Below are 12,058 nucleotides of genomic sequence, written 5' to 3'. Positions count from 1 at the left end.
ACCGCCGCCACCCGAAAATTTCTCGCACCCCAACCTTTTAGACTTGAACAAAACAGAAATATGAGTTTGCATATTTATGCACCCAAACAGCCCTGTGGCCCCGCTGCACCTCGCAGCCCCACAAAAGCCAAGGACCGCAAAGAATGATCGACCGGCCCGAAAATCTGGAAGAGTTCACGCCTTACCTGATGAACCGCATCATGGCGCGGTACAACAAAGGCGTGGAGACCGCGCTGAAGGACGCCGGGATCACCGTGGCACAGATGCGGACGCTGGCGGCCTTGGCCGAAAGCGGCCCCTGCTCGATCAACGATCTGTCCGTCCTGACCGTGATCAAACAATCCACCCTGTCACGCTCGCTCGATACGATGGAGAGCGCGGGGCTGATCCGACGTGAGGCGCAGGATGCCGACAGCCGGGTGCGCACCATTATTCTGACAGACGCCGGACGCGCCACCTATGAGGCGACTTGGCCCGCGATGCTGACCATGCGCGACACCATGCTGCGCGCATTGAACGACAACGAACGGATGCAACTCAACAAGATGCTTCTGAGCATCTTCTACGACATCCGACACCACGAATTCTAAACAGGGAGCCACCAATGGCCGAAAGATCTTTCGCCAAGGAAGTCCAGAAATTGAAGATGGGTGAAGGCGAAACCTTCACTGGCGAGGGCATTCTCGCCATCACCAAAGCACTGTTGGAAAACGGGGTCGGCTATGTCGGCGGCTATCAGGGTTCGCCGATTTCGCACCTGATGGACGTGCTCGCCGATGCCGAGGAGATTCTGAGCGATCTGGGCGTGCATTTTGAGGCTTCTGCTTCGGAAGCCACCGCAACCGCCATGCTTGCGGCGTCGGTTCACTACCCAATCCGAGGTGCCGTCACCTATAAATCCGTCGTAGGCACCAACGTGGCCTCGGACGCGCTGTCGAACCTCGCCTCAGGTGGCGTGACCGGCGGTTCGCTTATCATTGTGGGCGAGGATTACGGCGAAGGCTCGTCGATCATGCAGGAACGCACCTATGCGTTTGCCATGAAATCAGCGGTCTGGATGTTGGACCCGCGCCCGAACCTGCCCGCCATCGTGAAAACCGTAGGCGATGCCTTCGAGATGTCCGAAGTGTCGAACACGCCCGTGATGCTGCAAGTCGGCATCAGGTCGTGCCACGTCCATGGCCATTTCACCGCGTCCGACAACAAGCGGCCTGAGATGACCGTTTCCGATGCGCTGGAAAACCCGACCCGAAACCTCGACCGGATCGTGCTGCCCCCGGCGACCTATCTGCACGAAGAGGAAAAACTTACCAAACGGATGCCTGCGGCCAAGGATTTCATCCTTGAGAAAGGCATCAACGAACGGTTCGGGAACCCCAAAGGCAAGGTCGGCCTGATCGTGCAGGGCGGCACCTATAACACCGTGATCCGCGCGCTGAACCGTTTGGATCTGGCCAACCTTTATGGCGACACCGACATGGATATGCTGGTTCTGAACTGTGTTTACCCGCTGGTCGATAGTCAGATCATGGAGTTCTGCGACGACAAGGATGCAGTGCTCATCGTCGAAGAAGGTCAGCCGAATTACATCGAACAGCAGATCGCGCATATGCTATACAAGCAAGGCAAGACCACTAAGCTTGAAGGCAAAGGCATGCTGCCGATGGGCGGCGAATACACCGGACAGGTGATGGTCGATGGGATCGGCGCGTTTCTGACCGAACACGCCCCAGGCATGCTGCCCATTACCAAGGTGGCAACCAACGAGGAAACTCCGGCGATCCCCGATCTGTCGCAAACCCTCCCGGCTCGCCCGCCGGGGTTCTGCACAGGCTGCCCGGAACGTCCGATCTTTGCCGCGACCAAGCTGGTCGAGGAAGAATTGGGCGACCACCACATTTCATCTGACATCGGCTGCCACCTGTTCTCGATTATGCCGCCCTTCGATCTAGGCGCGACCACGATGGGCTATGGGCTTGGCCCGGCGTCCGCAGCGGCGTTTCATAACGAGAACAAGAAAGGACGACGTTCGATCTCGTTCGTGGGGGATGGCGGGTTCTGGCACAACGGCCTGACCTCCTCCGTGGGCAACGCGGTGTTCAACAAATCGGATAACGTGATCGTCATCGTCGATAACTTCTATTCCGCCGCAACGGGCGGGCAGGACATCCTGTCCTCACGCGCCAACAACAAGACCAAGCAAACCCAGAACTCCATCGTCGATGCGGTAAAAGGTATGGGCGTCAAATGGGTTCGGCAGATCGACCGCACCTATGACGTGACCAAGGTGCGCGACACGTTGAAAGAGGCGCTGACCACCGAGGAAGAAGGCCCCAAGGTCATCGTCGCCTCGTCGGAATGTATGTTGAACAAACAGCGCCGCGTGAAACCGGAACTGGCCAAGGCTCAGAAAGAGGGCAAGCGCGTGGTGCGCCCGCGCTTTGGCGTGGACGAAGACGTCTGCACGGGTGACCACGCCTGTATGCGACTGTCCGGCTGTCCGTCATTGTCGGTCAAGGACACAGGCGACCCGTTGCGCGATGATCCCGTGGCGGCGATTGACCAAAGCTGTGTTGGCTGCGGCAACTGTGGCGAAGTCGCGGATGCGGCGGTTCTGTGCCCGTCTTTCTATGAGGCTCAGATCATTTCGAACCCGACCCACGTGGAAAAACGCCGCGCATCGCGGAGACAGAAAATCATCGGTTGGCTGCAAAGCCGCCGCGACGCCAAACGCGTTGTCTTTGCCTGAGGTAATCCAAATGAACTTGCAGACCAAACCGATCATCGCCCGCCGCTCGCCTGGCCCCGATGGGGAAAAAATCATCACACTAGCCGCTTTGGCGGTCGGCGGTCAGGGCGGTGGCGTCCTGACCAAATGGATCACCGATGTGGCCGAGGCGAATGGTTACCACGCCCAATCCACCTCGGTCGCCGGTGTGGCGCAACGGACCGGGGCCACAATCTATTACGTCGAAATGTGTCGCGACACAGGCCGCCAACCGGTCTTTGCTCTGTCGCCCGCCGTGGGGGACGTGGACATCATGATCGCCTCCGAACTGATGGAAGGCGGTCGAGCCATCATGCGTGGCTTTGTCACGCCGGGCCGCACCACGATGATCGCCTCAACCCACCGCATCCCGGCGGTGTCTGAAAAGATCGCGCCCGGTGATGGTCGCTCCGATGGGGCCGAAGTGCTGGCTGCGATGGGTATCGCCGCCGATCCAGTCGTGGCCTTTGACATGGAAACCGTTGCCAAACGTGCGGGGTCCGTGATTTCGTCGTCTCTGCTTGGTGCGTTAGCCGGGTCCGGGGCTCTGCCTTTCCCCCGCGAAAGCTATGAAGAGGTGATCCGTAAGTCCGGACGCGGCGTCGAAGCCTCGCTTCGGGCCTTCGGGGACGCCTACGACATTGCCACAGGGGCCGCACCTGCCCCGGTTGAGGAAGAGGCCAAACCCGCCGGCCCGATCACCGCGCTTCAGGTGCCCGCGAAATTCCGCGCCAAATGGTCCGCACTCGAAAGCCGCCTGACCGCCCTGCCCGCTGAGGTGCAGGATATGGCGGCGCTTGGTCTGAAAAAGGTCGTGGACTATCAGGACGTCGATTACGGAGCCGAGTATCTCGACATGGTCGAGCAAGCTGTCGCATTGGACGAAGCCACCTTTGATCTAAGCGTCAACGCCGCAAAATACTGCGCCCGTGCGCTGTGCTATGATGACCTCCTGCGCGTGGCCGATCTAAAAACGCGGGCCTCACGCATGGAACGGGTCAAAGGTGAAGTTGTGGTCAAAGACGATCAGGTGCTGCACCTGACCGAATATTTCCACCCGCGGTTCGAAGAGCTTGTGACAACGCTCCCCGCGGGTCTGGGAAAGTCGATGGCAAAGCGTAAAGGGCTTGAAGCTTGGTACACCAAGCGGTTCGATAAAGGCCGCCGTATTCGCACCGACAGCCTGTCAGGCTTTGCCATGCTCTGGTTCATCTCGTCCCTGCGCCCGATGCGCCGCAAACTGCTGCGTCACGAAAACGAAATGGCCCATGTCTCGGCTTGGTTTGGCGAGGTTTTGGCGACCGCCAAAACCGATCGCGCTCTAGCGTCAGAGCTTCTGACCAACTACCGCCTGATCAAAGGCTACTCCGACACCCATGCGCGAGGCCTGTCGAAATTCGCCCGGCTTATGGACGCCCGTGACATGCTTGCAGGTCGCTCAGACGCCGCCGACTGGATGCGCCGCCTGCGCACAGCTGCGCTGGCCGATGTCAAAGGCCACAAGCTGGACGAAGCGCTAGCGACGGTCAGAAGCTTCGCCGCCTGACGGCGAAGCACACCAAACCCCACAATTGAAAACGCCCCGATCGTAAGACCGGGGCGTTTTGTTTTTGGCCATTTAGAACCACGTAAGGGGATCAAGCGGCGGCGGGCACCAAGGCTATGACACGCAGCGGGCTACCGGACCCCGCCAGCACCTTGAGAGGTGCCGCAAAGACCAACGCACCCGTAAGCGGCAACGCCTCAAGATTGGCCAGACATTGCAGGCCGTATTTGCCAGCCCCGTGCAAGAAATGGTGCGCCGGATACGGCGGGTTCATATGCCCCGCCTGACCGCAATCGGTGCCGATGGTTTCGGTACCGAGGCCGATCACATTGCGCTCATTCACAAGGAACTGCACAGCATCCGCATCAGGCCCGGGCGTGTGCGCCCCGTCGGATTGCAAGTTGGCGTAATCCGCCCCCGTCTTGTGGCTCCAGCCAGTGCGCATGAACACCCAAGCGCCCGCCGGGATGACGCCTCTCTCGGCCTCCCATGCTTCGATGTGAGCGACGGTCAGCAGAAAATCAGAGTCGGCTGCGGACTCAGGCGTGCAATCGATTACACAGACCGGGGCCAACATCGGCTCGGTCGGCATCGTATCCACGGTGTTATTGGGCAGATCTCGGCCCGTGACCCAGTGTACTGGCGCGTCAAAGTGCGTGCCGGTGTGCTCGCCGAAACTCAAGTTGTTCCAGTACCACGCTGGCCCATCCCCATCGTAGCGCGAGATGCGCTCGATCTTCACGCCCCAGCTTTGGCCCAGTTCGGGCGGCATGACGATCGTAGGGTCATCCGGAGACAGGGTCCGGGTCAGGTCCACGATACGTACGGAGCCATCGCCCAGAGCGCCCCCAAGGGCTTTCAGAATATCCATGCCGAGCTCCTTACTCACGCCACATAAGGCGTTCGATTTCTTTCGGATTGCGAGCCATGCGCTGTTGGAAATCCTGCGCTTCCGGCCCGATGTAGAGATCTTCCAACCCTTCGTTCAGAGCCTTCAGAATGCCTTTGGCAATTGCCGCCGGAGCGGTTTTGGGCGGTGGCAGTGATTCAAACCACGGGTCCTCAATCGCGCCTGTGAATATGTTCATCACACGCACGCCGCCCTGTGCCATTTCCCCGCGCAAAGATTGCGCCAAGGAAAGTTCAGCCGCCTGCGCCGCCGAATAGGCAGCGTAAGCAGGACGGCCAGATTGCGCCCAGATGCTCAGCACGTTGACCCAAGCCGCGCCCGAGCGCACGCCATCGGCCCCACGGCCAGCAAGCGCGGGGCCAAAGAAATGCGCAAGCCGCATAAACCCGAGCGCCGAGATGTCCAACGCGTCCTTGGCCCGCAGCACCTGCCCCGTTTCGAACATCCGGCCGGGACGGAAATGAAACGCGTTGTGGACCAGAATTTCAGTCTTACCGCCAATGTCCGAGGCCAGATCTTTGACCGAGCGTTCGTCCCGCAAGTTCAGATCGACCAACATCACGCCGTCCATCGCCTCTAGCGCGTCAATCATCGGCGAAGGTTTCCAACGTTCCGCCACGCCGACCCGGATTTCATCCGCGCCTGCCTTTTGGAATTCTTTGACCAGCGGGATCGTTACCGGGCTACGCGCATCGGTAATCAGAACCCGGCGATATTTCGGCTGCGCAGTCAATTCACGCCACGCGGGATCGTCTTCAGCATTCGGTCCTCCTCCGGTTTCAGGATGAGCAAAGACCACAGCGTTTCCAGCGCGGTCGAGTTTGAGCGACAGGCGCACGCGGCCCGTGTCCGGGCAATCGCCATGCAGAATCGCCACCATCTCGACGCCCGCATCGGATTTAACCAAGCCCTGCCGCATCGGCGGGCGCTGGCGGTAATAGGGGTCGGCGGTGATGTCGATCACCGTAGCTGCAAGCAATTCGCCCCCACGCGGGGCGTCATCAAAGATCAGGTTCTGCCCCAAGCAATTGGGACACACATCGCGAACTGGATAGATGAAGGTGCCACAGCCCGTGCATTTTTGCAGAGCGAAACGCCCCTCGGCGGCACCGGGCAACAGGCCTAGCGACGGGACCGACCTTACATCGGGCGGCAAAAGCGGAAGGTGGGTGCGCGATAGCGGGTTCTTGCGACCCGGACGCTTGAGTTCCTGTGTCATGCGCGCTCCAGAATTACTGCGGACGAGGCCAGCCCGCGGTCATAGTTGATCATACCAAAGCCCAGTGCCAGCGCGCGCGAGGCGTCTTTGACCTGCGAGGGTCCAGCGGCATCGGTGAGTTGGCGGATATTTTCGACCAGCCCCATGTGGCCGCCAGCGGCCCCTGCCTGTCCAGACGACAATTGGCCTCCAGTGGTGTTTTGCGGAAAATCGCCTGCAATCGTCATGTCCTTGCTACGCACGAACTCAGGCCCTTCACCCTTGGCACAGAACCCCAGATCCTCGAACTGCATCATCGCGATCACTGGGTAATCGTCATAGGTTTGAACCACATCAATATCGTCCGGCGTGCATCCGGCCATGGCATAAAGCTCGTCCACGTCCCGTGCCCAGCCGCCTCGAATTTGAATCGGGTCTTCGGGATAAGCGTGGTGGCGTTCGATGGAGGAGGTGAGTTTGGCATAGGCCAGACCTTGGGCCTTGGCTGTCTCTTCCCGCATGACAAGGAACGCTTCGGCCCCGGCGCAGGGCATCACGCAGTCAAACAGATGCAGCGGGTCCGAGATCAGGCGCGCGTTCATGTACTCGTCAAGCGACAGCGGCTTGCGCAGCAAAGCCCGCGGATTCACCCCAGCGTTCGATCGCTGATCGATGCAGATCCGCGCAAAATCCTCACGGGTCGCACCGAAGCGGTTCATGTAATTACGGGTCAAAAGCGCAAAGCTGCCGTTCGCGCCACCTGCCCCAAACGGATAAACCGCGTCCTGCGCAAAGCGCGAGAAATTGGCGAGCGACTGACGGAACGTGTCCGGATGGTTTGTGTCGGCGGCGATACAGGCAACCACATCCGCGTCCCCTGCTTCAACTGCGCGGGCCGCCCTGCGAAGCGACACAGTCCCCGCAGCGCCGCCCAAAGGAACCGTGTCGAGAAAACGAACGGTCATGCCAAGGTGCTGCACCAAATTGACGCCGCTATCGGTGCCCGCGGTAAAGGACGACAGGGCCAGCCCATCCATATCCTTGTGCGAAATGCCAGACGCCTCGACCAATCCGCGCAAGGCAGCACCAGCCCACCAATGCATCGTTTCTATGGAAAACCGCTCGTACGGCAGGCTCACAGGCGCTGCCACTACGATATCGTCATAGGGTCTTCGCATGAACGGCCGTCCTTCCCGTTTCGAATCGAAACTCGAAATTTATTATAAGCTTAAAATTGTTTTGAGGCATTACGATCTAAAACACAACCCCTCCGAATTGCCCGGAAAGCGTTCCCGTCCCGCCTTTTAGCATGAATTAGCTGAGTAATTTGCTTCTTGAAGCCCGCAGCGTGGGCGGAGGTTATGAGCATTTGGGTTAGTGTCCGAGGTGAGCTACCCCCCTACAATTCAAACACTGACATAAGCTACGATTTGCAGTCTGCTGATCTTCGACGAGAAGGAGATCAAAGATGTCGAAACGAAGGAAGCACGCGCTTGAGTTTAAGGCGAAGGCCGCGCTGGAAGGCGAGGAGACAGCGGCCGAGCTTGCCGGCCGGTTCGGGGTGCAGATATCGATGCATAGGAAAGGCCGCTTCCTCGACAACATCTTCACCGAGAAGCTGTGGCGCACCCTGAAATACGAATGCGTTAACTTGCATCCCTGTCTGAAGTCAGCGGTTGCTGGACAGATTTGAGGATTTGATTAAGAGTTGGTTCTACTTTTCCGACCGATCGCAACCGCAATCAACTCGGCGTTGACGACTGTCGCCGTATGGGGTCGCGGTTGAAGTTTTTGAAGATCAGATATTGCGCATTCTCTCGGCCGAGCGCGCCAAACCATTGAGGGCAAAACGGGGCCATCCAAATGGCGTCGCCAGCTGCAACTGGATACCACTTTTCTCCAAGCCGATAGATGCCGCCACCTTTTAGCATCATGAGTGCATGTTCCATAAAATGGGTTTCGACATAAGGCAAAGACGCCCCTGGATCGAAGGTCATTATGTTGATCTCCATATCATATCCGGGACCGCCAGGTAGAAGATGCTGTACGTGAAGCTTATCGTCACCTTTGATCGGTGCTGCGGGTATTTTGGAGATCGAAGAAAAGAAAGCTGGAGGAACGGGCACATTCTTAATCGGGACGTAGCTTCGTTCGAGACAAAGGATCTCTGTTTGACTTTGGAGGTTGATTGTCGCCGCGGATTCAGGCGGCAGGCAGGCAAAACCGTCGACCTCGAGCACATAGCTTGATCCGGAAACATGAACCTCAGCGCATCCGCTACGCACCAGGAAAAAGCGGAGTCCGTCATGCGGTGGTGGCGGGATCTGCGTGGCGCTTTGAGCAGTTACGGAAAAGAAAGAAAACTGTGACCCGAGTGCGGGCGCAGAGAAATAAACGATATCGCAGTCGGGCCAGTGTGGAAGCTCGATCAATTCGTGGCTGTCCTGACAGATAAGAGCATGGGTCGATTGGACGTCCGACCGAGTTTCTCCGAGACGCGTGCGCATATAAAGGTCTTTCACAATTGTTTAATAAGAAGTGTGGGAGTAGCTGCAGCATTTATGACGATGGCAGCCGAGCCAAACCCGGCTGCCAATGTGTCCGGAGAGTTTAAATCACTCGCCGAAGTAGCGCGTTTCGTTGGCCTTGGCGCTTTCCACACGTAGGAGTTCGACCAGTTCGAGCGCGGCTTCGTCGTGGTTTTCCGTCATGTAGGTGTCAAAGGCGACACCTGTAACATCGCGCATCGCGGCACGATCCTCGGGTGCAAGCGCGGTGATTTCCATCTTGTCCACCAGCCCTGCAAGTCCGCGATCGGAAGCTTCGATGATCCGCGAGATACCCCGCGCAGCGCTCTCGCAAGATTGTGCCGCTGTATGTACGAGGTCTTTTTCCTCTTCTGTCAGATCGGCATAAAAGTCTTTGTTGAACATCATGACGAAGGGAGAATACAGGTGGTTTGTCAGGGTGATATATTGTTGAACTTCATCAAGATTAGCCGATACGAGGATCGGGATCGGGTTCATTTGCCCATCGATCACGCCCGTTTGCAGGCCTGAATACACCTCGGAGAACGCCAGAGGGTATGCCTCCATTCCGAGAGCATTCATGATCGCCTGATGCGAAGGCAGTGTCATTGTGCGCAAGCGGATGCCAGTCATATCTTCAAGCGAAGCAAGTGGTTTTTCAGAGTTGGAAACCACAAAGAGCCCGCCTGTGTCTGGGTATCCCAGAACCTCGACATCGCCGAGTGTCGCTTCGATATCCGCAGCGAGCGCTTTACCGAACGGGCCATTGAAGGTCGAATCCGCAGCACCGTTGTTTGCGAAGGCAAACGGCAAGTTCAAAACGTCGATACGCGGGTAGTATGATGCAAGCGCCCCAGCGGAAATATTCGAGACCTCGATCACACCATCCCGAACCAATTGCACGGCTTCACCAATCGTTCCGAGTTGACCGCCTGGGTAAATTTCTACCTTCAGGCTTCCGTTGCTACCAGTGTTCACGATACCCGCAAAGACAGACGCGCACGCATGGTTGGGATTGTCAAAAATCTCTCCGTTACTGTCGTGTGCGAAGCGGATGATTTTTTGCTCTGCGCTGGCGGCGACACCGCTGGATACGACTGTAAGAGCAGCCAGCCCAAAGGCTTTAAGTTGTTGTTTCATGTTGTTACCTCTCTGTTTTTAGTTGGTAGTTTTGTTTGGTTGGTTGGGTGGAAACAGGTGTACAAACGCACGACGTAAAACTGGATCTAGTTGGCAAATCCAAGCAATCGGGGGACGAACAGGGCCAGTCCTTCCCAATATGCAAAGATAAAGAGCACGGCGATTTCAGCGACGAGGAAAGGCCAGAGTTTGGCGGCGATACGTTCCAGCTTTTCGCCAGTAACCGACGCCAGAACAAACAGGCAGGCTCCGACGGGTGGGGTCATCAGCGAGATATTTAGCGCCAACACAAAGATGATCCCCGAATGGATCGGTTCGAGGCCGACCTCGTTTGCCAGAGGCACCAAGACCGGTGCAAGAATGATCAGGATTGCGGTGATATCCATAACCATTCCGATCACCAACAAGATCACTACGATGAGGAATATCACCACCAGCCGGTTCTCTGAGATCGAAAGCACCGCATCCGCTATTGCTTGGGGAATACGCTCAAAGCTCATCCACCAGCCCAAAAGGGACGCGAAGGCAATGATGGCAAAGATCACACCAGTGGTGCGCGCAGTGGCTAGGAGCATTTGATAAAGAGCACCCCAAGACAGGTTGCGATAGATGACTGCACCGACAAACAACGCATAGGCCACAGCTACGGAAGCAGCTTCGGTCGGCGTGACCACCCCGCCCAAAATTCCACCGAGAATAATGACGGGCATGATAAGAGCGAGGGCTGCGTCACGGACCGAGCGCAACAGTACTTTCAGGCTGACGCGCTTTTCAGCTGGCGGCAGATTATTGCGCGTCGCCCCAAGAGCAATGATGGCCATACAGACTGCGCAGATCACAAGCCCCGGGAGTATACCAGCAGCGAACAGACCGCCGATGGATACGCCCATCAACGACCCATAGACCACCATCAAGCCCGAGGGCGGAATTGTGGGCCCTATGATCGAACCCGCAGCCGTGACGGCCGCCGCATAGTCGCGTCGATAGCCGTTACGGACCATTTCAGGCACAAGTGTCTTGCCGAATGCGGCAGCATCCGCCGTTGCAGCCCCTGTCAATCCAGAGAACAGCACGGACGCGACCATGTTGGCATGCGCCAATCCACCGCGGAAATGGCCAACCAGCACATGAGCCAGTCGCATCAATTGTCGGGTAATCCCGATGTGGTTCATGATCTCACCCGCTAGGATGAAGAACGGCATTGCAAGAAAGGTGAATGAATCCATTCCTGTGAAGAGCTTTGAAACGCCCGCCAGCATAAATCTCGGATTGTCCAATTGGATCAGACCGGCCAACCCAGCGAGACCGATGGCAAAGGCGATCGGCATGCCGATTGCTAGAAAACCGAAGAAAACGAATGCAATTGCCATGGTTAAACCTCCTGTGCCTGGTCTGCGACGGCGTAGTCGCCGCGATCACGGATCATGCTCAACACGAGTTGGAGTGACGTAACTGCAGCCGCTACAGGCACCGCAGCGAAAGCTGGCGCCATGGACATTCCGAAAATCAAGGCAAAGCGCGACGCGCCACTAATCGCGAACTGGACGCCGTACCAAAACGTCCAAAGCAACAATGCCAAAGCGGCCAAGTCGCAAAACACAAGAAGCGAGCGGCGCAACGGTCGGGGCAAGCGATCTATGAGAACAGTAAGACCGATATGTTCGCGCCGCGCGACCCCGCAGGAGATTGCGAGCAACGCCACCCAGATCATCAAGTACCGTGCCATAATTTCGGGCCACGGTAATTGCCAATGAAAGAAGTAGCGATCGAGAACGCCTATCCAGACATCAAGCACCAGCGCCGCGAGAAGCAGCACGACGAAAGCCTCGACTATACTATTCAGCCCCTTCGAAAGTCTCGCTGCAATCCTTCGCATAGCGGTCTCCATATAACTTGGACTACCTTGGCTCCGCGCAAGAAAGCTGGCGCCAGTGGTGTGTGACTGGGCGAATGTTTTGGTTTCGCCCGA

Annotated in this window: 11 protein-coding genes; 4 read left to right on the top strand and 7 right to left on the bottom strand. The window is 57.6% G+C overall.

Annotated features, from left to right (window positions below; translation table 11 throughout):
- Window positions 1-143 precede the first annotated feature (143 nt).
- Genes ACN0SC_RS05475 through ACN0SC_RS05465 form a run of 3 tightly spaced genes read left to right on the top strand, consistent with a single transcriptional unit; the run spans window position 144 to window position 4,313 of the window.
- On the top strand, window positions 144-590 hold the full coding sequence (locus ACN0SC_RS05475; protein ID WP_417248657.1) for a MarR family winged helix-turn-helix transcriptional regulator: 447 nt from the start codon (window positions 144-146) through the stop codon (window positions 588-590).
- Between the two features lie 14 nt (window positions 591-604).
- Window positions 605-2,749, top strand: coding sequence for a thiamine pyrophosphate-dependent enzyme (locus ACN0SC_RS05470; protein ID WP_417248656.1), 2,145 nt, complete (start codon window positions 605-607; stop codon window positions 2,747-2,749).
- Window positions 2,750-2,759: 10 nt separating this feature from the next.
- Window positions 2,760-4,313: an indolepyruvate oxidoreductase subunit beta family protein gene (locus ACN0SC_RS05465; RefSeq protein ID WP_417248655.1), complete on the top strand. Its 1,554-nt coding sequence runs from the start codon at window positions 2,760-2,762 to the stop codon at window positions 4,311-4,313.
- A 91-nt stretch (window positions 4,314-4,404) separates the two neighbouring features.
- Here the strand turns inward: ACN0SC_RS05465 and ACN0SC_RS05460 are convergent, their stop codons facing one another.
- The 3 genes from ACN0SC_RS05460 to ACN0SC_RS05450 are packed head-to-tail and all read right to left on the bottom strand — an operon-like array spanning window position 4,405 to window position 7,599.
- A complete protein-coding gene (locus tag ACN0SC_RS05460; RefSeq protein ID WP_417248654.1) occupies window positions 4,405-5,184 on the bottom strand; it encodes a cyclase family protein in 780 nt (259 codons plus the stop codon).
- Between the two features lie 10 nt (window positions 5,185-5,194).
- Window positions 5,195-6,442, bottom strand: a complete 1,248-nt coding sequence (locus tag ACN0SC_RS05455) for an SDR family oxidoreductase (RefSeq protein WP_417248653.1) — start codon at window positions 6,440-6,442, stop codon at window positions 5,195-5,197.
- On the bottom strand, window positions 6,439-7,599 hold the full coding sequence (locus tag ACN0SC_RS05450; RefSeq protein ID WP_417248652.1) for a thiolase family protein: 1,161 nt from the start codon (window positions 7,597-7,599) through the stop codon (window positions 6,439-6,441). The genes ACN0SC_RS05455 and ACN0SC_RS05450 overlap by 4 nt, the downstream gene beginning before the upstream one ends.
- A gap of 290 nt (window positions 7,600-7,889) precedes the next feature.
- Here ACN0SC_RS05450 and ACN0SC_RS05445 point away from each other — a divergent pair, with 290 nt between their 5' ends.
- Entirely contained in the window at window positions 7,890-8,114 is a 225-nt protein-coding gene (locus tag ACN0SC_RS05445; protein ID WP_417248961.1) for a hypothetical protein, read from the top strand.
- 49 nt (window positions 8,115-8,163) lie between these two features.
- Here the strand turns inward: ACN0SC_RS05445 and allE are convergent, their stop codons facing one another.
- From allE to ACN0SC_RS05425, 4 genes are all read right to left on the bottom strand, one after another.
- A complete protein-coding gene (allE, locus tag ACN0SC_RS05440) occupies window positions 8,164-8,928 on the bottom strand; it encodes a (S)-ureidoglycine aminohydrolase (RefSeq protein WP_417248651.1) in 765 nt (254 codons plus the stop codon).
- A gap of 108 nt (window positions 8,929-9,036) precedes the next feature.
- Window positions 9,037-10,089, bottom strand: a complete 1,053-nt coding sequence (locus tag ACN0SC_RS05435; protein WP_417248650.1) for a DctP family TRAP transporter solute-binding subunit — start codon at window positions 10,087-10,089, stop codon at window positions 9,037-9,039.
- An 86-nt stretch (window positions 10,090-10,175) separates the two neighbouring features.
- A complete protein-coding gene (locus tag ACN0SC_RS05430) occupies window positions 10,176-11,459 on the bottom strand; it encodes a TRAP transporter large permease (RefSeq protein WP_417248649.1) in 1,284 nt (427 codons plus the stop codon).
- 2 nt (window positions 11,460-11,461) lie between these two features.
- A complete protein-coding gene (locus ACN0SC_RS05425) occupies window positions 11,462-11,965 on the bottom strand; it encodes a TRAP transporter small permease (RefSeq protein ID WP_417248648.1) in 504 nt (167 codons plus the stop codon).
- Between the last annotated feature and the right edge of the window lie 93 nt (window positions 11,966-12,058).

The organism is Celeribacter sp., assembly GCF_048261515.1.
Lineage (GTDB): Bacteria > Pseudomonadota > Alphaproteobacteria > Rhodobacterales > Rhodobacteraceae > Celeribacter.
This window is presented reverse-complemented; position numbering and strand designations above follow the sequence as displayed.

Excerpts from the sequence above, each read along its gene's own strand:
- ACN0SC_RS05475 (WP_417248657.1), top strand. The coding sequence starts at position 144 with ATGATCGACCGGCCCGAAAATCTGGAAGAGTTCACGCCTTACCTGATG.
- ACN0SC_RS05470 (WP_417248656.1), top strand. The coding sequence starts at position 605 with ATGGCCGAAAGATCTTTCGCCAAGGAAGTCCAGAAATTGAAGATGGGT.
- ACN0SC_RS05465 (WP_417248655.1), top strand. The coding sequence starts at position 2,760 with ATGAACTTGCAGACCAAACCGATCATCGCCCGCCGCTCGCCTGGCCCC.
- ACN0SC_RS05460 (WP_417248654.1), bottom strand. The coding sequence starts at position 5,184 with ATGGATATTCTGAAAGCCCTTGGGGGCGCTCTGGGCGATGGCTCCGTA.
- ACN0SC_RS05455 (WP_417248653.1), bottom strand. The coding sequence starts at position 6,442 with ATGACACAGGAACTCAAGCGTCCGGGTCGCAAGAACCCGCTATCGCGC.
- ACN0SC_RS05450 (WP_417248652.1), bottom strand. The coding sequence starts at position 7,599 with ATGCGAAGACCCTATGACGATATCGTAGTGGCAGCGCCTGTGAGCCTG.
- ACN0SC_RS05445 (WP_417248961.1), top strand. The coding sequence starts at position 7,890 with ATGTCGAAACGAAGGAAGCACGCGCTTGAGTTTAAGGCGAAGGCCGCG.
- allE (WP_417248651.1), bottom strand. The coding sequence starts at position 8,928 with ATGCGCACGCGTCTCGGAGAAACTCGGTCGGACGTCCAATCGACCCAT.
- ACN0SC_RS05435 (WP_417248650.1), bottom strand. The coding sequence starts at position 10,089 with ATGAAACAACAACTTAAAGCCTTTGGGCTGGCTGCTCTTACAGTCGTA.
- ACN0SC_RS05430 (WP_417248649.1), bottom strand. The coding sequence starts at position 11,459 with ATGGCAATTGCATTCGTTTTCTTCGGTTTTCTAGCAATCGGCATGCCG.
- ACN0SC_RS05425 (WP_417248648.1), bottom strand. The coding sequence starts at position 11,965 with ATGCGAAGGATTGCAGCGAGACTTTCGAAGGGGCTGAATAGTATAGTC.